At 71.6% G+C, this 18877-nt stretch carries 17 protein-coding genes; 9 read left to right on the top strand and 8 right to left on the bottom strand.

Features of this window, described 5'->3' with window-relative positions; translation table 11 throughout:
- Positions 1–7: 7 nt before the first annotated feature.
- The 3 genes from J3A75_RS06685 to J3A75_RS06675 all read right to left on the bottom strand — a co-directional run bounded on the left by J3A75_RS06685 (position 8) and on the right by J3A75_RS06675 (position 2992).
- A complete protein-coding gene (locus tag J3A75_RS06685) occupies positions 8–982 on the bottom strand; it encodes a TIM44-like domain-containing protein (RefSeq protein WP_029358422.1) in 975 nt (324 codons plus the stop codon).
- A gap of 173 nt (positions 983–1155) precedes the next feature.
- Positions 1156–2253, bottom strand: a complete 1098-nt coding sequence (locus J3A75_RS06680; protein ID WP_024831073.1) for a two-component system sensor histidine kinase NtrB — start codon at positions 2251–2253, stop codon at positions 1156–1158.
- 106 nt (positions 2254–2359) lie between these two features.
- The gene (locus tag J3A75_RS06675; RefSeq protein WP_012317556.1) at positions 2360–2992 is read right to left on the bottom strand and encodes a helix-turn-helix transcriptional regulator; all 633 of its coding nucleotides are present in this window, start codon (positions 2990–2992) and stop codon (positions 2360–2362) included.
- 316 nt (positions 2993–3308) lie between these two features.
- Here J3A75_RS06675 and J3A75_RS06670 point away from each other — a divergent pair, with 316 nt between their 5' ends.
- The 4 genes from J3A75_RS06670 to J3A75_RS06655 all read left to right on the top strand — a co-directional run bounded on the left by J3A75_RS06670 (position 3309) and on the right by J3A75_RS06655 (position 7580).
- On the top strand, positions 3309–3659 hold the full coding sequence (locus tag J3A75_RS06670) for a DUF952 domain-containing protein (RefSeq protein WP_024831074.1): 351 nt from the start codon (positions 3309–3311) through the stop codon (positions 3657–3659).
- Positions 3656–4732: a quinone-dependent dihydroorotate dehydrogenase gene (locus J3A75_RS06665; protein WP_043073109.1), complete on the top strand. Its 1077-nt coding sequence runs from the start codon at positions 3656–3658 to the stop codon at positions 4730–4732. The genes J3A75_RS06670 and J3A75_RS06665 overlap by 4 nt, the downstream gene beginning before the upstream one ends.
- A 245-nt stretch (positions 4733–4977) precedes the next feature.
- A complete protein-coding gene (locus J3A75_RS06660) occupies positions 4978–7275 on the top strand; it encodes an FdhF/YdeP family oxidoreductase (RefSeq protein ID WP_209649837.1) in 2298 nt (765 codons plus the stop codon).
- Entirely contained in the window at positions 7272–7580 is a 309-nt protein-coding gene (locus tag J3A75_RS06655; RefSeq protein WP_012317552.1) for a hypothetical protein, read from the top strand. Before J3A75_RS06660 ends, J3A75_RS06655 begins: the two co-directional genes overlap by 4 nt.
- 102 nt (positions 7581–7682) lie before the next feature.
- Here J3A75_RS06655 and J3A75_RS06650 read toward each other — a convergent pair whose 3' ends face one another.
- Entirely contained in the window at positions 7683–8576 is an 894-nt protein-coding gene (locus tag J3A75_RS06650) for an HpcH/HpaI aldolase/citrate lyase family protein (RefSeq protein WP_012317551.1), read from the bottom strand.
- A gap of 215 nt (positions 8577–8791) precedes the next feature.
- Here J3A75_RS06650 and J3A75_RS06645 point away from each other — a divergent pair, with 215 nt between their 5' ends.
- Complete coding sequence (locus J3A75_RS06645; RefSeq protein WP_209649835.1) at positions 8792–9127, top strand: hypothetical protein; 336 nt, start codon at positions 8792–8794, stop codon at positions 9125–9127.
- 29 nt (positions 9128–9156) lie between these two features.
- Here J3A75_RS06645 and J3A75_RS06640 read toward each other — a convergent pair whose 3' ends face one another.
- Together J3A75_RS06640 and J3A75_RS06635 are read right to left on the bottom strand one after the other, a co-directional pair.
- On the bottom strand, positions 9157–10521 hold the full coding sequence (locus J3A75_RS06640) for an MATE family efflux transporter (RefSeq protein WP_209649833.1): 1365 nt from the start codon (positions 10519–10521) through the stop codon (positions 9157–9159).
- 142 nt (positions 10522–10663) lie between these two features.
- On the bottom strand, positions 10664–11017 hold the full coding sequence (locus J3A75_RS06635; protein ID WP_012317548.1) for a DUF6460 domain-containing protein: 354 nt from the start codon (positions 11015–11017) through the stop codon (positions 10664–10666).
- A 275-nt stretch (positions 11018–11292) separates the two neighbouring features.
- Between J3A75_RS06635 and J3A75_RS06630 the strand changes: the two genes are divergently transcribed.
- From J3A75_RS06630 to pdeM, 3 genes are read left to right on the top strand one after another with little or no spacing between them, the layout of a single operon-like run.
- Entirely contained in the window at positions 11293–12249 is a 957-nt protein-coding gene (locus J3A75_RS06630; RefSeq protein WP_012317547.1) for an alpha/beta hydrolase, read from the top strand.
- Complete coding sequence (locus tag J3A75_RS06625; RefSeq protein ID WP_209650909.1) at positions 12246–14927, top strand: ligase-associated DNA damage response DEXH box helicase; 2682 nt, start codon at positions 12246–12248, stop codon at positions 14925–14927. The genes J3A75_RS06630 and J3A75_RS06625 overlap by 4 nt, the downstream gene beginning before the upstream one ends.
- Before the next feature lie 41 nt (positions 14928–14968).
- Positions 14969–15682 carry a ligase-associated DNA damage response endonuclease PdeM gene (gene pdeM, locus J3A75_RS06620; protein ID WP_024831082.1) on the top strand — a complete coding sequence of 238 codons (714 nt, stop codon included), beginning with the start codon at positions 14969–14971 and terminating at the stop codon, positions 15680–15682.
- Between the two features lie 10 nt (positions 15683–15692).
- Here the strand turns inward: pdeM and J3A75_RS06615 are convergent, their stop codons facing one another.
- Positions 15693–17153, bottom strand: coding sequence for a methyl-accepting chemotaxis protein (locus J3A75_RS06615; RefSeq protein WP_024831083.1), 1461 nt, complete (start codon positions 17151–17153; stop codon positions 15693–15695).
- Positions 17154–17360: 207 nt separating this feature from the next.
- The gene (locus tag J3A75_RS06610) at positions 17361–18347 is read right to left on the bottom strand and encodes a CorA family divalent cation transporter (RefSeq protein WP_029358410.1); all 987 of its coding nucleotides are present in this window, start codon (positions 18345–18347) and stop codon (positions 17361–17363) included.
- Positions 18348–18558: 211 nt separating this feature from the next.
- Between J3A75_RS06610 and groES the strand changes: the two genes are divergently transcribed.
- The gene (gene groES / locus J3A75_RS06605) at positions 18559–18849 is read left to right on the top strand and encodes a co-chaperone GroES (protein WP_012317542.1); all 291 of its coding nucleotides are present in this window, start codon (positions 18559–18561) and stop codon (positions 18847–18849) included.
- The last annotated feature ends 28 nt before the right edge of the window (positions 18850–18877 follow it).

Here is an 18877-nt window from a genome sequence, read left to right as displayed (position 1 = left end):
GATCGGATCACCGGGTCTGCTGGATCGCCGAGAGCACCCAGCCGCGGCCGGGCTGGCGCAGGAACGTCCAGAGCTCCGTCGCCTCGGACGAGTCCGTGGAGACGACGCGGCCGCTCGACCGCTCGATCATCACGTCCTTGAGGGCGTAGCGCATGGCCACGGTCGCGTAGTCGGTGCGGTCCTCGCCCCAGGCCTCCGCGAGGTCGCCCTGCAGCAGCTTCACGTCCGAGATCTTGTTCACTACGCCGCGGGCCGCGTTGCCGCGCAGCTCCTCGTCGAAGTAGCCGACCATCTCGGGCGTCGACAGGTTGCCCAGGGTCACCCGATCCTCGCGGGAATAGGCGTCCTGAATGTCGCCGAGCAGGCGCTCGAAGGCTTGGTAATCGGCCGGTCCGATCTGCACCGGGCGCGTCTGCGGCGGGCGCTGCCCACCGCCGAACATGCCGCCGGCGGCGGGGCCGCCCGGAGCGCCGCCCATCGGGCCGCGGGCGCCCGGCTGATCGTCGAGCGACGTGCGGGCGTAGGGCGCGCCGGCGCCGGCCGGCTCGTTCCGGCGGCGGAAGAACCGCAGGGCCAGCATCACCACCAGCACGACGAGCCCGACCTGGAACAGCAGGCCGATCATCGAGGCGAGGCCGCCGAGGCCGCCGAAGAAGCCGCCGCCGAGCAGCGCGCCGATCAGGCCGGCGCCGAGCAGGCCCGCGAAGAACCCGCCGCCGAAACGGCGACCCTGCGCGGCCGGAGCCTGCATGCCCGGGCTGCCCATGCCGGGCGACGGCGCGGTCTGAGAGCGCTGCATCGTCATGCCGCCGCCCGGAGCGGTCGGCGTGGCGGAGGGCGCCGTGTAGGTGCGCGAGCCGCGGGACCCGAAGGACCCACCGCCGCCCGGACGGGCTTCCGCGACGGGCGCCGCGACGGTCAGCGCAGCGGCCAGCGCCAGGAGGGCGGCCACACGCCGGCGGCGCGAAATCTCAGTAAACATGTACACGCCTCAGAGGACGAGAACCGGATGGCGCGGAGCGCCAGTGACGATATGGGAACGGTCGGGCGGCGGTTTTAGTCCAGCCCGCCGTCGCCCGAACGACGTTTTCCACCGGATCGTCGCGCCGCCCGGACGACGCTCTCGCCGAGGCCGCTCTCCGGGACGGCGCGGCTCTAGTGGAGCGTGCGCTCGGGCGCGGCCGGGAAGGACAGGCGGACCTGCGTCCCCTCCCCGCTCCGGCTGTCGAGGGTGATGGTCCCGTTCTGCCGCTTCATCAGCCCGTGCACGATCGCGAGGCCCGCGCCGCGCCCCGCCTCGTGGCTGGTCTGGAACGGTGCGAGGGCCCGGGCGAGCATCTCGGGGGACATGCCCTGCCCGGTGTCGCCCACCGCGATCCCGACGCTGCCCTGGCCCGGCTGCTGCAGGGACCGGTCGCCGGGATCTACCCGGAAGGTCGACAGGGTCAGGGTCCCGCCCGACGGCATGGCTTCGCAGGCATTGGCGACGAGATGACGCAGGGCGAACTCGATCTGCGTCGGATTGCTGATCGCCCGCGGCAGGCCCGGCGTCGCCGCCACAGTGAGGCGGATGCCGGGCGGCAGGTCGGGTTCGAGGCGCCCGGCGAGGTCGGCCACGATGGCGTCGAGGTCGACCGACCGGACGTCGGGCGCGATGCGGCGGGAATAGGCGAGCAGGTGCCGGGTCAGGATCGCCGCGCGCTCGGTGGCGTCGGCCGAGCGGGCGATCGCCCGCTGGACGAACGGCTCCTGCCGGTCCCCGAGCCGCCGCTTGAGGCCGTCGATGTAGCCGATCAGGATCTGCAGGAAGTTGTTGAACTCGTGGGCGACGCTGTTGGTCAGGAGCCCCAGGGCCTCGCGCTGGCGGGAGAGCGCGAGCGCGCCCTCCGCCTCCCGCCGGGCCGTCTCGTCGCGGATCTGGCCGATCCGGAACGGGGTTCCGGGCAGGGGCGCGGTCTCCAGGCGGGCCCAGAAGCTCGTCCCGTCCGCGCGAGCCGCCAGGAAATCCTGAGGCTCGGCGCCGGCGGGATCCAGCGGCGCCGTGCGCTGCGCCAGGATTAGGTCGAGCCCCTGCGCCACGAGTCGCTCCGCCGAGTAGCCGGCGAGCTCCTCCAGGGCGGGATTGGCGTGGCGGACACGGCCCTGCGGATCGAGCAGGAGGCTGGGCGTCGGCAGCGCGTCCAGGAGCGTGCGGGCCTCGTCCGCGAGCGGCGCGGCTTCGGCCGCGCTGTGATCCGTCCCGGGCTGCGCCATGCTGCGTTCGCGCTCAGCGGATGCGGAAGGTCCGCGACGGGCCAGCGATAGCGATGAACGGCCTCACGGCCAAGCGCCGAACCACCGTGACCCGTCCGGGCACCGCCTACTGGCGCACCCACATCACCCGCGCCATCCAGGCCACCTCGCCGAGGTTCAGGACCCGGTCCTCGTGCTCGGGGTTCAGGGAGGCCAGTTCCACGGTCCGGGCGGTGCGCCGCCGCAGCTCCTTGGCCAGGACCTCGCCGCCGTGCAAACGGACAACGACGCGATCGCCCTTGCGGACGCTGGCCGTGGGCGACACGATCAGAACGTCGCCGTCCCGGAACAGCGGCAGCATGGAATCGCCCTGGATCTCCAGCGCGAAGGCCCGCTCCTCGCCGAGATCCGGAAACTCGATCTCCTCCCAGCCGGCGCCGCCGGTGGGCATGCCCTCGTCGGTGAACAGGCGGCCGGCCCCGGCCTGCGTCAGGCCGATCAGCGGGACCATCGTGCGAGCGGGGATTTCGCGCGCCTCGATGAGCCGCAGGAACTCGTCGAGGCTCGATCCGGTGGCGGCCAGGACCTTCGACACGGATTCGGTGGACGGCCAGCGCTTGCGGCCGTCGGCGCCCACGCGCTTCGACCGGTTGAAGCTGGTCGCGTCGAGGCCGGCACGGCGGGCGAGGCCCGAGGCCGAGTAGCCGTGGCGCTCGGCGAGCCGGTCGATGGCGTTCCAGATCTGCTCGTGCGACAGCATAGCGGGCTCGGAAGCTCACCCTGAGCGGGCCGGCACCCCCGTCTCACCAGCCGGAATCCGGCTGCCTCGGAGGCACGGAGACGGTTCGCCCGCCGGGTCCGTTCGACACCCGCCGGGTACGCGCGGAGATACTTGACAATTTGCTTTCCGGATCCGCTCTGCCGGTCCGGACAGGGCAGTGTGACGTCCAGCCTAGTCGTAGGAAAGTAGAACTACGGGCGGCAGATTGCAATCGCTCCTCGAATCACGCGCGGCGCGGCGCGGTTGCCGCCGCGGCCGGGCGCCTCTATCGCAGCGTCGTTTCGGGGGAGCTTCGATGCCGCTCATCTACAAGATCTGTCCGCGCGCCCTGTGGCGCGAGGCCGAGGCCGCGGGCCGGTTCACGGGCGCGCCGGTCGATCACCAGGACGGCTTCATCCACTTCTCCACGGCCGCCCAGGTCGCCGAGACGGCGGCCCGTCACTTCGCCGGCCAGGACGACCTGCTCCTCGTCGCGGTCGAGGCCGGCGCGCTGGGCGACGGCCTGCGCTACGAGCCGTCGCGCGGCGGCGACCTGTTCCCGCACCTCTACGGCCCGCTGCCGCTCTCCGCCGTGGTCGCGGTGGACGAAATGCCGCTGGACGCCGACGGGCGGCACGCCTTCCCGGCCGGGATCCTGCCGGCATGATCGCCGCCGCCTTCCCCCTCGTCCGGCCGCTGCTCCACCGCCTCGACGCGGAGCGCGCGCACGACCTGACGCTCCGCGCCCTGGCGCTCCTGCCCGCCGGCCCCCGGCCGGCGGACGACCCGCGCCTCGCCGTCGACCTGCTGGGCCGCCGCTTCCCCAACCCGGTCGGCCTCGCGGCCGGATTCGACAAGGGCGCGCGCGTGCCCGACGCGCTGCTGGGCCTCGGCTTCGGCTTCGTCGAGGTCGGCGGGGTCGTCCCGCGGCCCCAGCCCGGCAACCCCCGGCCGCGGGTGTTCCGCCTCGCCGCCGACCGCGCCGTGATCAACCGCTTCGGCCTCAACAGCGAGGGGCTGCAGGTGGTGGCCGACAGGCTCCGCGTCCGGAAGGGCCGGCCCGGGATCGTCGGCGTCAACATCGGCGCGAACAAGGACTCCGCCGACCGCCTCGCCGACTACGCCGCCTGCACCGCCACCCTGGCCCCGCTCGTCGACTTCGTCACGGTCAACGTCTCCTCGCCCAACACGCCGGGCCTGCGCGACCTCCAGGGTGAGGCCTTCCTCGACGAGCTGCTCGCCCGCACGGTCGAGGCCCGGGACGCGGCGGGTGCCGGCGCGGCGATCCTCCTCAAGATCGCCCCCGACATGGCGCTGGACGCCCTCGACGCGGTCTGCGCGACGGCGCAGCGGCGCGGGGTCCAGGCCCTCGTCGTCTCCAACACCACGGTGGCCCGGCCGGCGAGCCTGCGCGAGCAGGGTCTCGCGCGGGAGACCGGCGGCCTCTCGGGGCGGCCGCTCTTCGGCCCGGCGACGCGCATGCTCGCCCAGACGCGCCTGCGCGTCGGGGACGCGCTGCCGCTCATCGGGGTCGGCGGTGTGGATTCGGCCGAGGCGGCCTGGACCAAGATCCGGGCCGGCGCGAGCCTCGTGCAGCTCTACTCGGCCTTGGTCTACGAGGGGCCGGGCCTGGTCGGGCGCATCAAGGACGGGCTCCTGCGGCGCATGAGCGAGGCCGGTGTCGCCTCTCTCCGGCACGCCGTCGGGCGCGACGCCGCCGATCTGGCCCGCGGAGATTGAGCGGCCGCGGCGCGGTGCAGCCGGTCTCGCACCGCCGCGGATCGCGTCGCCGGCCATGGCGCGCGTGAACGGGACCGGGCAGACAAATTTTTTGCGGGGGCAGTTTAGAAAGGCTTTGCACAGCGGGAGCTTAGCCTGTGCCCCGTGCATGAGGGGCCTGCGCCGGCACGCCGTTGTGAGAGACCTGGAGAGACGCTTATCTCGCGGTTGCGAGACACATCGCGTCAGCCAATCCAGGACGGTTCATGGCCCAGTCTGAAGGGTCCACCAAGCGCTCCTCCGCCGCCGGCGGCTGGGGTGCTCTGAAGAGCTGCGGCAAGCACCTGCTCGGCAGCCGCGCCCCCCTCACCGGCGCCCGCGCGCTGCTGAAGGCGAACCAGCCCGACGGGTTCGACTGCCCCGGCTGCGCCTGGGGCGACCCGGAGCACGGCTCGTCCTTCGAGTTCTGCGAGAATGGCGTGAAGGCGGTCTCCTGGGAGGCCACCGACAAGCGCACGACACCGTCCTTCTTCGCCAAGCACACCCTGACCGAGCTGCGCGGCTGGAGCGACTACGCCCTGGAGGGCCAGGGCCGCCTCACGCATCCGATGCGCTACGACGCGGCGAGCGACCGCTACCTGCCGGTTGGCTGGGACGAGGCTTTCGCGGAGATCGGCGCGACTCTGCGGGGGCTCGACCATCCGGACCAGGCCGAGTTCTACACGTCGGGCCGGGCCTCCAACGAGGCGGCGTACCTGTACCAGCTCTTCGCCCGCGCCTACGGGACCAACAACTTCCCCGACTGCTCGAACATGTGCCACGAGGCGAGCGGCGTCGCGCTGATCGACGCCATCGGCATCGGCAAGGGCACGGTCCTGCTGGAGGATTTCGAGAAGGCGGACGCGATCTTCTGCGTCGGCCAGAATCCCGGCACCAACCATCCGCGGATGCTCGGCGACCTGCGCCGGGCAGCTGAGCGCGGCGCCAAGGTGGTGGTCCTGAACCCGGTCCGCGAGCGCGGCCTGGAGCGGTTCGCCGACCCGCAGAACACCGTCGAGATGCTGCGCGGCGCCAGCCGACCCATCGCCAGCCACTACCTGCAGCCGCGCTCGGGCGGCGACATGGCGGCCTTCCGGGGCATCGCCAAGGTCGTGTTCGCGCGCGACGCCGAGGCGCTCGCGGCCGGCCGGCCCTCGCTCCTCGACCGCGCCTTCCTGGAGCACCACACCGCCGGGCTCGACGCGTATCGCGCCGCCGTCGAGGCGACGTCCTGGGACGCGATCCTCGATCAGTCGGGCCTGACCATGGACGAGATCGCCGCGATGGCGGACGTCTATCTCGGCGCCCAGCGGGTCATCGCCACATGGGCCATGGGCGTGACTCAGCACCGGCACTCGGTGGCGACGATCCGGGAGATCGCCAACCTGCTGTTCCTGCGCGGCCATATCGGCCGGCCCGGCGCGGGCCTTTGCCCGGTGCGCGGCCATTCCAACGTGCAGGGCGACCGCACGGTCGGCATCAACGAGCGCCCCTCCGCCGCCTTCCTGGATTCCCTGGAGCGCCATTTCGGGCTCGCCATGCCGCGCCGGCACGGCCACAACGTCCTGGCGGCGATCCGCGCCATGCGGGACGGCACGTCGAAGGCCTTCATCGGGCTCGGCGGCAACTTCCTCCGGGCGACGCCCGACACGCCGGTCGTGGCGCAGGCGCTGGCCTCGTGCCGGCTCACCGTGCACATCGCCACCAAGCTCAACCACGCCCATCTCGTGCCCGGCGCGGTCGGCTACCTGCTCCCCTGCCTCGGCCGCACCGAGATCGACCGGGGCGCCGAGGGCAAGATCCAGATCGTGACCGTCGAGGATTCGATGAGCATGGTCCACGGGTCGGGCGGCATCAACAAGCCGGCCTCGAAGGAGCTGCGCTCCGAGATCGCCATCATCGCCGGCATGGCGCAGGCCACCGTCGGCTCCGCCGCCATCGACTGGGCCGGGTTCGCCGCCGATTACGACCGGATCCGCGAGGCGATCGCCGCCACGATCCCGGGCTTCACCGGCTACAACACCCGGGTGCGCAAGCCGCGCGGCTTCATGCTGCGCAACCTCGCCGCCGAGCGGGTGTTCGAGACGGTCACGGGCCGGGCCAACTTCTCGGCCGACGCCCTCCCGACCGAGACCGAGCATCAGGCCGCCCGGAAGACCCGCGACACCTACGTGTTGCAGACCTTCCGCAGCCACGACCAGTACAACACGACGATCTACGGCCTGGATGACCGCTACCGTGGCGTCTACGGCGAGCGCCGCGTGATCTTCGCCCACCCGGACGACCTCGCGGAGATCCGCGACCGGCTCGGCGATCGGGTCGACGTCGTCGGCACGCACGACGACGGCATCACCCGCCGGGCGGAGGATTTCCGCCTCGTGCCGTTCGACATGCCGCGGGGCGCCCTGGCTGGCTACTACCCGGAGCTGAACGTGCTGGTGCCGCTCTCGACCTCCGGCGAGAAGAGCGACACGCCGACCTCCAAGTCGGTTCTGGTCACCCTGCAGGCGCGCGCGGCGGCGTGAGCGGGGGGCTCGACGAGGCGGCGTTCGTCGCCGCCCTCGACCGGGTCTCGGCCGCCCGGCCGGATCTCGACCCGCTGGCGGCGGGCCTCCTGGCGGCGCTGGACCTCGGCCTTCCGGGCGACAGCCGCGCCTTCGCCCGCACCTTCGGGGTGGAGCACGCCCTCGTGCTGCGCGCCCTCTCGGGCCTGGAGGAGGCCGGGCTCGTCGCCGTCACGGCGCGCGACGGGCGCACGCAGCGGACGCGCTACACGACCTCCGGTTCACGAGCTTCGGTGCCGTCGCCTCCGGCGTCATCGCGCGCGTAGCGCAGTGACCTGGGCAGCGCGATGCCGCAGAGCGTGGCGCTGCTGGATGGCCTCGCCCCGCTCGCAGGGTCGGGGGTTAGCCGACATCGGACGGAGCCGCGCTCAGAACCCCTTCGCCCTGATGGCCTCGGCCCAGGTGACCGCCCGGCGGTTCACGCCGAGATGCTGCCGCTCGTAGAGCCGGCCCTCCAGCTTGATCGCGCCGCGCTTGGCGTATTCCGGGCGCTCGAACGCCTCGATCACCAGCTTGGCGCGGCGCACCTCCTCCTCGGTGGGGGCGAAGGACGTGTTGGCCGGCTCCAGCTGCGTCGGGTGGATCAGGGTCTTGCCGTCGAAGCCGAGGTCGCGCGCCTGCCGGCACTCGTCGCGGCAGCCCTCCGTGTCGGCAATGTCGTTGTAGACGCCGTCGAGGATCGCGAGCCCCTCCGCCCGGGCTGCGGCCAGCGCCATCATCATCCAGGGCAGCATCGGCACGCGGCCGGGGACGATCTTGGCCCAGGTGTCCTTGGCGAGGTCGTTGGTGCCGAGGACGAGGCAGGTCAGGCGGTTGCGCGGGTCGCGCTTCGCCCGGGCGATCTCCTGGATGTTGAGGATCGAGGCCGGGGTCTCGATCATCGCCCAGATCGCGATGCCGTCCGGCGCGTCGAGGGATTCGAGCCGGTCGGCGATGCTCTCCAGCACGGCCGGGGACGAGACCTTCGGCATCAGGATCGCGTCGGGCTTGGCCTCGATGGCGGCGTGGAGATCCGCCTCGCCCCACGGGGTCTGTGGGGCGTTGACCCGGATGACCAGCTCGCGGCTGCCATAAGCGCCGCTCTTCACCGCGGCGCAGACCTGCTCGCGGGCGATGTCCTTCTCCTCAGGGCCGACGGCGTCCTCGAGGTCGAGGATGATGCTGTCCACCGGCAGGGTCTTGGCCTTGTCGAGCGCCCGCTGGTTCGAGCCGGGCATGTACAGCACGCTCCGGCGCAGGCGCAGATCGGTCGTCGTGGCCATCGGCTTCTCCCTCCTGGGCCGTCGCGCGGCCTCCCGTCGTTGCGCTGCACCCTAAAGCACGAACCCGGTCGCGCCACACCCTAAAGGTCGGGGCGGGTGAGTCCCCGCGCTGTTTGATACCGCGCCGTCTCTCCGCAGATCGAAGCCCCGGTTTGGTCATGTTCCGCCGCTTAAAGGCCGACCGAAACCAATTCTCGGAGTCCGGGATCTCTACGATGCGCAAAGCCTTGGTCACCCTCGCCTTGCTCGGGACATTGGCTGCACCCGAGGCGGCCCGGGCCCAGAGCCGGACCACCCTCGGCGTCGGCTCCGGCGCGGTCGCCGGGGCGCTGGTCGGCGGGCCGATCGGCGCCGTCGCGGGGGCCGTGGTCGGCGGCTTCGTCGGGAACTCGACGGAGCGCGGGCGCCGCCACGTCCGCCGGGGCCGCCGCTACGCCGCGCCGCGCCGCTCCTATCCGCGGCGCGCGGAGGCGGTCGTGCCGCGGACGACGGGCTCCGTGGCCCGCGCCGCGCCGCCGGCCCAGCCCACCACCTGGAAGGACCCGCGCTAGCAGGCCTCGAGGCCGCGCGCGGCTGTCGCCTAGGCTGCCGGTTCGAGGGCGGCCGGGGCGGGCGTCCGGAACGTGTCCCGGGCGAGGCGCGGGAAGGCGATCGCCTGCCCGAGGCCGCGGGCGCCCAGGAAGCTCACGAAGGCGAGCCACAGCCCGGTATTGCCGAAGCCCAGGCTCTCGACCAGCGCGAGGATCGCGCAGTAGGCGGCGAGCGCGCACACCATGAGGTTGCGCATCGCCCGCGTCCAGGTCGCGCCGATATAGATCCCGTCATACGCGAAGGGCGCCGCGGCGGCGAGCGGCGCCAGGGCGGCGAGGACGAGGTAGGACTGGGCCGCCTCGCGGACCGGACCGTTCGTGGTCACGGCATCGATGAAGGCCGGGCCGCCCGCCAGAGACACCAGGCTGACCGCGAGGCCGAAGCCGAGGCACCAGCGCAGGCTCAGGGCGGCGGCCGCGTCGAACGCCTCCCGGTCCCGGGCGCCGACGGCCTGGCCGCACAGGGTCTCGGCCGCCGTGGCGAAGCCGTCGAGGAAGAAGCCGCCGATCAGGAAGAGATTCCACAGGACCGAGTTCGCGGCCAGGACCACGTCGCCCTGCCGGGCGCCGAGCGCCGAGAACAGCACGATGCCGGTGATCAGCGCGAGCGTCCGCAGGATGACGTCGCCGTTGACGCTGAGCGTCCGGCGCAGCGCCGCGGCGTCGCGGAGGTCGCGCAGCGGCACCCGGAAGGGCCGGGAGCCGAGCCGCGCCAGGAGGGTCAGCCCGAGGCCGAGCCCGAGCGCCTCGGCGCCGAGGGTCGCCAGCGCCGCGCCGGCGAGGCCCAGGCCGAAGCCCAGGACCAGGGTGAGCGTCAGCGCGACGTTGGTCAGGTTGATGGCGATCTGCAGCAGCAGGCCGAGATCGGTGCGCCCGCGCCCCAGGACCGAGCCGAGCACGCCGTAGCTCGCCAGCACGAAGGGCGCTGACAGGATGCGAATGTGGAAGTACGTCGCGAGACCGGCGATGACTGCCGCGCTCGCCCCGCTGATCGCGAAGGCGAGCTGCGCGAGAGGGCCTTGCAGGGCCACCAGGACGAGGCCGATCAGGGCGCCCGCCGCCAGCGCCCGCGCCAGGATGCGGTCGACCTCGGCGTCGTCCCGTCCGCCGACCGCCTGCGCGGTCAGGCCGGCGGTCGCCATGCGGAGCGCCCCGAACGACCAGAAGATCGCGTCGAAGATCACGGCGCCGAGGGCGATGGCGCCGAGCAGCGCCGCGTCGCCGAGCCGCCCGATCACCGCCGCGCCGACGAAGCCGAGCATCGGCGTCGTGACGTTGGCGATCGTCATGGGCAGCGCCAGGGCCAGGACGCGGCGGTTCGTCGAGCGGGCCGAGCTGGCGACGGTGTGCATCATGCCGCACGCTAAGAAGCCGAGCCCTCCGCGCAAAGCGGGGTGATCGCATCGGCGGGTTGCGATGGCGGGCGGCCGATCTGCCCGAACCCACGGCGCGCCGGGCCGTCGGGGCGCGACCGTGTCGGATCGGCCCCCGACTCCGTCAGCGGGAGACGGCGAAGAGGCGCGCGATCAGCCAGAGCGGTACGACCACGATCGCCCCGGCGACGATCCAGCCGCCGAAATCGTGGAGCGAGGCGAGCCCGACCTCCACCAGCGCCCGCGCCGAATCGTAGACGTGCCAGAACAGCCGCCCCGGCGTCAGGCCGAGCATCGACATGAAGGCGCCGACCAGCACCGACAGGAACAGCAGCCGCAGGAACACGCCGGCGGGCGAGCCGCCGAGGAACCGCCGCAGCGCGGAGGGATGGGACCGGTAGCCCTCCGCGCCGTAGGGGGCGTTCGGCGGGGCGCCCTGCTGATAGCCTTGCCGGCGCCGGTCGTGATCGACGAGCATTGCGTCCTCGTGAAGCCTCAGGGCCCTCGGATCGGCGACGAAGCGGGCGGAACCGTGGCCGGCACACCACACCGCTTCGAAACCCGAGCGCGGATCAGGCGTTGGCGGGTTTCTCGCGCGCCGTGCACATGGCAAGCGGCGTCGCGCGCGCCAAGATGCGGGACGGGGTGGATTGCGACGCGCGACTCGCGCGGCGCGGCCTCGACCAAAGGGAGAACTCCCGGGAATCGGGATTGGTGTGAGAGGCTCTGAGTGCCGACGGGACCATACGCACGATGATCGACCACGCCCTGTTCGACCCGGCGACGATCGATCCCGAGACGCTCCGGCTCAATGCCGAGATCGTCGCGGCGCACGCCGCGCTGCCCGATCCCTGGTCGCTGCCGATCGCCGAGGTTCGCGAGCGCCGCCGTCTGGGCACCAAGGCGGCCCCCGCCATGCCGCACAGCGCCCGGGCGGAGTGGCTGACGATCGACGGGCCGGGCGGTCCGCTCAAGCTCCGCGTGGTCCGGCCCAAGCCCGGCGTGAAGCTGCGCGGCGCCTACCTGCACATTCACCGCGGCGGCTGGGTCTGGGGCTCCGCCGACGAGCAGGATCCCTGGCTGGAGCGCATCGCCGACACCTGCGGCTTCGTCGCCCTGTCGGTCGAGTATCGCCTCGCCCCCGAGCATCCCTATCCGGCGGCCCTGCTCGACTGCGAGGCCGCGGCCCTGTGGCTGGCCGGTCCGGGGAAGACCGAGTTCGGCATCCACGCCCTGACCATCGGCGGCGAGTCGGTGGGCGCGCACCTCGCCGTGATGGTGCTGCTGCGGCTGCGCGACAAACACAACCTCCCGCGGGCCTTCCGGGGCGCCAACCTCAACGCCGGCTTCTTCGATCTCGGCCTCACCCCGTCGGTGCGGAACTGGGGCGAGGAGCGGCTGGTCGTGAACACCCGCGACCTGACCAAGTTCGCCGACGGCTACGTCCGCGAGGGCATCGACCGGCGCCGGCCGGACGTGTCGCCGATCTACGCCGACCTGAAGGGCCTGCCGCCCGCCCTGTTCACCATCGGCACCGCCGATCCCCTCCTCGACGACACGCTGTACATGTCGGCGCGCTGGGCCGCGGCCGGCAATGGCGGACACACGGCGATCTATCCCGGCGGCTGCCATGTCTTCGCCCGCTACCCGAGCCCGATGAGCGAGCGGGCGCTGGAGCTGATCGACCGCTTCCTGATGGCGCTCGCCTGAGCGTCCCGTCCGAGATCCTGCCGGAAGGATTCCGCGCCTGGTTCGCGGGCCGCGGCTGGGCGCCCCGGTCGCACCAGCTCGATCTCCTGCGGATCGCCGGCGCCGGCCGCTCGGCGCTGCTGGTGGCGCCGACCGGGGCCGGCAAGACGCTGGCCGGCTTCCTGCCGAGTCTCGTCGACCTCGCCGAGCGCGGGCCGCAGAAGAAGGCGGCGGGCCTCCACACCCTCTACGTCTCGCCCCTGAAGGCGCTGGCGGTGGACATTGCCCGCAACCTCGACGCGCCGATCGCCGAGATGGCGCTGCCGGTGCGCGTCGAGACCCGCACCGGTGACACGCCGGCCCACAAGCGCACCCGCCAGATCAGCCGGCCGCCGGACATCCTTCTGACCACGCCCGAGCAGCTGGCCCTGCTGATCGCCCACCGCGAGGCGGCTGAGTTTTTTGCCGGACTGCGCTGCGTGGTGCTCGACGAGCTGCACGCGCTGGTCACCTCGAAGCGCGGCGACCTGCTGGCGCTGGCGCTGGCGCGGTTGCACCGGCTGAGCCCGGGACTGGCGGCGATCGGGCTTTCCGCGACGGTGCGGGAGCCGGACGAGCTGCGGAAGTACCTGGTGCCGCAGGGGCCGCTCCCCCCTCCTCCCTCTGCGAGCGGGCAACCGGGATCGCATCGCGACGAGGGTCATACGGCTGCGGAACATGACGGGGACCCCCGTGCCGGTGCAGGAGTGGGAAAGGGTGAGGGCCGGAGCCTTCCGGGAGGAGGCTCGGCCTCCTCGCGACTTTCTCCCGCACGGGAGAGGGCCCCCGTCGAGACGCCCATGGCCGACCTCGTCACGGTGGCCGGCGGCGCGAAGGCGGATCTTCGCATGCTCGACCTCGGCCGGGCGCTGCCGATCTCCGGCCACACGGCCTGGCACTCGATGCCGGCAATCTACGAGCTCATCAAGGAACACCGGACCACGCTTGTCTTCGTGAACACCCGGCTTCAGGCCGAGTACACGTTCCAGGAGCTGTGGCGGCTCAACGAGGACGCGCTGCCGATCGCGATCCACCACGGCTCGCTCGATGCCCAGCAGCGCCGCCGGGTCGAGGCCGCCATGGCGGCAGGGCAGCTCCGCGCGATCGTCTGCACCGCAACCCTCGACCTCGGCATCGACTGGGGCGACGTCGACCTCGTGGTCAATGTCGGCGCGCCGAAGGGGGCGAGCCGGATCATGCAGCGGATCGGCCGCGCCAACCACCGCATGGACGAGCCCTCGAAGGCCTACCTCGTCCCGGGCAACCGCTTCGAGATGCTGGAGTGCCAGGCGGCGCTGGACGCCGTCGAGGAGGCCGCGCAGGACACGCCCGACGCCCGCCAGGGCGCCCTCGACGTCCTCGCCCAGCACGTGCTCGGCATGGCCTGCGCCGACGCCTTCGACCCGCTCGAGCTCTACGACGAGATCGTCTCGGCCGCGCCCTACGCCGGTCTCTCCTGGGAAGCGTTCGAGCAGGTCGTCGACTACGTCGCGACCGGCGGCTACGCGCTGCGCGCCTACGAGCGGTTCGCGAAGATCCTGCGCGGGCCGGACGGGCTCTGGCGCGTCCGCGACGCCCGCACCGCGCAGGCCTACCGGATGAATGTCGGCACCATCGTGGAGGCGGCGCGGGTGAAGGTCCGGCTCGGCCGGACCCTGCGCGGCAAGCCCGGCACGGTGTTGCCGAAGACCGGCCGCGTGCTCGGCGAGATCGAGGACGAGTTCGCCGAGACGCTCACCGTCGGCGACACGTTCCTGTTCGCGGGCGAGACCCTGCGGTTCGAGGGGCTCTCCGAGGACGAGTGCCTCGTCACCCGCGCGCCGGCCGGCACCGATCCGGCGATCCCGTCCTACGCGGGCGCAAAGTTCCCGCTCTCGACCTTCCTGGCCGCGCGGGTCCGGGCGCTCATCGCCGACCCGTTCGCGTGGGACCGGCTGCCGAAGCAGATCGGCGAGTACCTGCTGCAGCAGCGCCGACGCTCGGTCCTGCCGGGCGAGCGCGACCTCCTCGTGGAGACGTTCCCGCGGGGCAAGCGCTTCTACCTGACCGCCTTCCCGTTCGAGGGCCGCCTCGCCCACCAGACGCTGGGCATGCTGCTGACCCGGCGCCTGGAGCGCGCCGGCCTGCGGCCCCTCGGCTTCGCGGCCAACGATTACGGCATCGCCATCTGGTCGACCCGCGACGTCTCGGAGCGCGCCGCGATCGATCCGGACTTCATCGGCGACCTGTTCGCGGTCGACATGCTGGGCGACGACCTCGAGGCGTGGCTCGACGAATCCGCCATGATGAAGCGCACGTTCCGCCAGTGCGCGGTGATCGCCGGCCTGATCGAGCGCCACCATCCGGGTCAGAAGAAGTCCGGCCGGCAGGTCACGATCTCGACCGATCTGATCTACGACGTGCTGCGCAAGCACCAGCCCGACCACCTCCTGCTGCGGGCGGCGCGGCAGGATGCGGCAACCGGACTCCTCGACGTGAGGCGCCTCGGCATGATGCTAGAGCGCATCCAGGGGCGAATCATCCACAGGTCTCTCGACCGGGTCTCGCCGCTCTCCGTGTCCGTGATGCTCGAGATCGGGCGCGAGCGGGTCTACGGCGAGGGCGCCGACGAGATCCTGGCCGAGGCCGAGGCGGAGCTTCTCCAAGAGGCTCTGTCCTGACCGCCGATCCGCCCTCCCCCGACGACACCGAGGATGCGATCTTGGCGGCCGGCCTGAGACTCGAGAAGACTCACAAGCACCCCACCCTGCTTCTCGCGGGCGAGACCCTGGTGCTCGACCTCTGCGGCGGCCTCTGGCTGCCGGAGCACCGGACGCTGATCGTGTCCGATCTCCATCTGGAGAAGGGCTCGTCCTACGCGGCCCGCTCCGGCCAGTTCCTGCCGCCCTACGACACCCGCGAGACGCTCGCCTGCCTGCACGAGGCGGTGGTGCGCCACGATCCCGCCCGCGTGGTCGCGCTGGGCGATTCCTTCCACGACGCCCGCGGTCCCGAGCGCATGGAGCCCGGCGACCGCGCCCTGGTGGCGGCCCTGCAGGAGGGGCGGGACTGGGTCTGGATCGCCGGCAACCACGACGCGGCCGTGAACGAGGGCGTGGGCGGCCGTTACGCCGACGCGCTCACGCTGGGCGGCCTCGTCCTGCGCCACGAGCCGAGCCCGGAGCCCGTCCCCGGTGAGATCGCGGGCCATCTCCATCCCTGCGGGAAGGTGGCGATGCGCGGGCGGGCGGTGCGCCGCCGCTGCTTCGTCACGGACGGCACCCGCCTCGTCATGCCGGCCTTCGGAGCCTACGCGGGCGGCCTGAACGTCCGCGACAGGGCGATCGAGAGCCTGTTCCCCGACGGGTTCACCGCCCATCTCCTCGGAGACGGGCGGGTCTTCGCCATCGGCCGGGCGCAGCTCGCCCGGGATTGAGCCGCGCGGATCAGGCCGTCTTCATGAAGCGGATCACGCTCTCCGACAGGCTCGTCGAGTGGCCGGCGAGGCTCTCGGCGATGCCCTGGACCGTCTGCGCCAGCTGACCGGTGGCGTTGGCGGCCTCGGAAACGCCGCCGATATTGCCCGCCATCTCGTGGGTCGAGACCGCCTGCTCCTCGACGGCGCTCGCCATCGCCAGGGTAAGCTTGGACAGTTCGTCCACCGCCGCGGTGATCATCTCGATGGCGCCCACGGCGTCGCCGGTGGCGCTCTGGATCGCCGAGACCTGCTGGGTGATCTCGCCGGTCGCCTTGGCCGTCTGCTCGGCGAGTGCCTTCACCTCGGAGGCGACGACCGCGAAGCCGCGTCCGGCGGCGCCGGCCCGGGCCGCCTCGATCGTGGCGTTCAGCGCCAGCAGGTTGGTCTGGTCGGCGATCGACTTGATCATGCTCACCACCGCGTCGACCTTGCGGGCGTTCTCGGCGAGCTGGCGCATGGTCGCGTCGGTCGTCCCCGCCTGGGCGGCGATCTGCTGCGCGCGCTCCGAGACCCGCCCGACCTGGCCGGAAATTTCCTGGATCGCGCCGTTCATCTGCTCGGAGCTCGACGCGACCGACGAGGCCTTGTGGCGCGCGGATTCGGCTGACTGCATCAGGCCCTCGGCCGAGCTCTGCATCTCCTGGATGGCGGAGCCGACGGCCTCCACGACGCGCTTGACGTCGGTCTCCATGTTCACCTGCGCGGTGACCACCGCCCAGGTCAGCATCGGGCCGAGGTACTGCCCCTTCTCGTCGTTCACCGCCGTGACCCGCAGGTTGAGGGTCTCTGGCCCGACCCTGATCTTGGTGCTGTGCGGCAGCCGGCTCGCGTCCGCCAGCATGGTGCGCTGGTGGCTCGGGTTCTTGTGGAAGATATCGAAGGAGCGGCCGAGCATGTCGTCGACTCTGACCGGCAGGTGCTGGTCGATCGTGCCGAGCGTCTTGCGCGACGTGGCGTTCATGTAGTCGATCTTGAAGTTGTCCTTCAGGTCGGCCGTCATGACGGCCACCGGTACGTTGTCGATCATCGTCAGGAGCCGATTGATCTCCTTCTTCTTCGCGGAGATGTCCGCGGCGAACTTTACGACCTTGATCGGCTTGCCCCGCGCGTCGAGGACGGGATTGTACGTCGCCTCGAGCCAGACCGAGTCGCCCTCCTTGTCGAGGCGCAGGAACTCGCCCGTGACGTACTGACCGTCCTTGAGCTTGTCCCAGAACGCGGCGTACTCCGCGGTCTCGGCATAGCTCTTGTCCACGAAGATGCGGTGATGCCGGCTCTGGACGTCGCTGAGGCTGTACTTCATCAGCCGCAGGAAGTTCTGGTTCGCGTGGAGGACGGTCCCGTCCATCGAGAATTCGATGATCGCGAGTGAGCGGTCCAGGGCGTCGATCTTGGCCTGGGCCTCGTTGAAGACAGTACGATTGAACATGGTCCCGCTCGCGTTCCCCCGCGCCGGGTCTAGCGCCGCATCGTTAATGAATTGCTTATTTCGGAATTCGTTCAGGTTAAGCGCGGGCGAAGATCGAACGAATGCTTGCGACGCCGTGTCCGCTCTGTGCTCGTGTCCGGACCGGCGCCGCCCTCGGCGGCTGAGATGCGATGTGGTGTTTCCAATGCTATAATTTTTCGGTCAATATTAGAACCAGCCCCGCATGCGGAAGTATATGATCGGCGCGACCGCGCTCAAGAGGATCAGGCCGAGCGCGTAGGGATATCCGAGAGCCCAATCCAGCTCGGGCATGTGCTTGAAGTTCATGCCGTAGATCGACGCGATCAGCGTCGGCGGGACGCCGACCACCGAGACTACGGTGAGGACCCGGAAGACGTTGTTCTGCTCGATCGTGATGAGGCCGAGGGCGGCGTCGAGCAGGAACTGGACGTTCTCGGCGAGCCGCGTCTCGAACTCGTCGAGGGACTCGATGTCCCGCTTGATCGTCTCGAAGCGGGAATCCTCCGGCAGGCCGAGGCCGTCGCAGGCCGCGGCGACGAACGGGATGATCCGTTCGAGGCCGAGCAGGCTCGACCGGATCTTTCCCAGAACCTTCCCGCGGTTGCTGATGCCGCGCAGAATCCGGCGCAGGGCGAGATCGCGGCGCCGGGGCGGGGGGCGCTCCAGGCGCCGCCGCTCTGCGCCGCGGACGTCGAAGTCGAAGATGCGGGTGGAGAGCGTGTCGAGCTCGGATCCCATGTCTTCCAGGGCGTCGGCGAGGCTGTCGACCAGCTCTTCCAGGACGACGAGGAAGATCTCGCTGGGTGTCGTGCTGCCGTCGCCGTCCGCGATGCGCTTCGCGGAGGTCTCGAAGGCGCGCAGCTCGTGGAAGCGGATCGTGACGAGGTGATCCTTGGTCAGCAGGAAGCCCAGCGGCTTCAGCTGCGACGCGCTCTGCTCGAAGGTGATCATCGGCGTCGAGAGCGAGAGCCCGCCCTTCACCCGGCGCAGGCGGCTCGACGTCTCCACTTCCGAGAGCGCCGCCCGGGACGGCACGCGCAGACCGGTCGCGGCCTCGACCGCCGCGGCCTCTTCCGGCGTGGGATCGTTCAGGTCGAGCCACACGGTGTCGCGCGCGACCGGCCTGCCGGGTTGCAGCGCCACCGGGCCTTCGGGTCCGTGCAGGCTCAGCATGAGAGCGCGTTATCCATGAGGGGGAAAGGAGCCGCCGGCGCGTCATCGCACCGTCGCGCGGGGGTGCGACAGCCTTGACTCGGAACCCGCCCGCGCCTATCTCGCGGCCGTCTTTGGCACTCGCCGAGACAGAGTGCTAACAGTCGAGTTCGCGAGCGGTCCCGCCGGCCGCATCAACGCCAACTCCAGACCTGAAGCAAGAGGGCAGCTCATGAAGTTCCGTCCGCTGCACGACCGCGTGGTCGTCCGTCGCATCGAGAGCGAAGAGAAGACCAAGGGCGGCATCATCATCCCGGACACCGCCAAGGAGAAGCCGCAGGAGGGCGAAGTCGTCGCCGTCGGCCCCGGCGCCCGCGACGAGCAGGGCCGCGTCAACGCGCTCGACGTGAAGGCCGGCGACCGCGTCCTGTTCGGCAAGTGGTCCGGCACCGAGGTCAAGATCGACGGTCAGGACCTCCTGATCATGAAGGAATCCGACATCATGGGAGTCGTCGCCCTCTGATCGGATCACCCGTCATCGCCCTTTGAGG

This window comes from Methylobacterium sp. PvP105, assembly GCF_017876975.1.
GTDB lineage: Bacteria > Pseudomonadota > Alphaproteobacteria > Rhizobiales > Beijerinckiaceae > Methylobacterium > Methylobacterium radiotolerans.
The sequence above is the reverse complement of the archived record's forward strand: the minus strand, read 5'-3'. Positions and strand labels throughout refer to the sequence as shown.

Excerpts from the sequence above, each read along its gene's own strand:
- J3A75_RS06635 (WP_012317548.1), bottom strand. The coding sequence starts at position 11,017 with ATGCTCGTCGATCACGACCGGCGCCGGCAAGGCTATCAGCAGGGCGCC.
- J3A75_RS06630 (WP_012317547.1), top strand. The coding sequence starts at position 11,293 with ATGATCGACCACGCCCTGTTCGACCCGGCGACGATCGATCCCGAGACG.
- J3A75_RS06650 (WP_012317551.1), bottom strand. The coding sequence starts at position 8,576 with ATGGCCACGACGACCGATCTGCGCCTGCGCCGGAGCGTGCTGTACATG.
- J3A75_RS06645 (WP_209649835.1), top strand. The coding sequence starts at position 8,792 with ATGCGCAAAGCCTTGGTCACCCTCGCCTTGCTCGGGACATTGGCTGCA.
- J3A75_RS06665 (WP_043073109.1), top strand. The coding sequence starts at position 3,656 with ATGATCGCCGCCGCCTTCCCCCTCGTCCGGCCGCTGCTCCACCGCCTC.
- J3A75_RS06675 (WP_012317556.1), bottom strand. The coding sequence starts at position 2,992 with ATGCTGTCGCACGAGCAGATCTGGAACGCCATCGACCGGCTCGCCGAG.
- groES (WP_012317542.1), top strand. The coding sequence starts at position 18,559 with ATGAAGTTCCGTCCGCTGCACGACCGCGTGGTCGTCCGTCGCATCGAG.
- J3A75_RS06640 (WP_209649833.1), bottom strand. The coding sequence starts at position 10,521 with ATGATGCACACCGTCGCCAGCTCGGCCCGCTCGACGAACCGCCGCGTC.
- J3A75_RS06615 (WP_024831083.1), bottom strand. The coding sequence starts at position 17,153 with ATGTTCAATCGTACTGTCTTCAACGAGGCCCAGGCCAAGATCGACGCC.
- J3A75_RS06610 (WP_029358410.1), bottom strand. The coding sequence starts at position 18,347 with ATGCTGAGCCTGCACGGACCCGAAGGCCCGGTGGCGCTGCAACCCGGC.
- J3A75_RS06685 (WP_029358422.1), bottom strand. The coding sequence starts at position 982 with ATGTTTACTGAGATTTCGCGCCGCCGGCGTGTGGCCGCCCTCCTGGCG.
- J3A75_RS06680 (WP_024831073.1), bottom strand. The coding sequence starts at position 2,253 with ATGGCGCAGCCCGGGACGGATCACAGCGCGGCCGAAGCCGCGCCGCTC.
- J3A75_RS06660 (WP_209649837.1), top strand. The coding sequence starts at position 4,978 with ATGGCCCAGTCTGAAGGGTCCACCAAGCGCTCCTCCGCCGCCGGCGGC.
- J3A75_RS06670 (WP_024831074.1), top strand. The coding sequence starts at position 3,309 with ATGCCGCTCATCTACAAGATCTGTCCGCGCGCCCTGTGGCGCGAGGCC.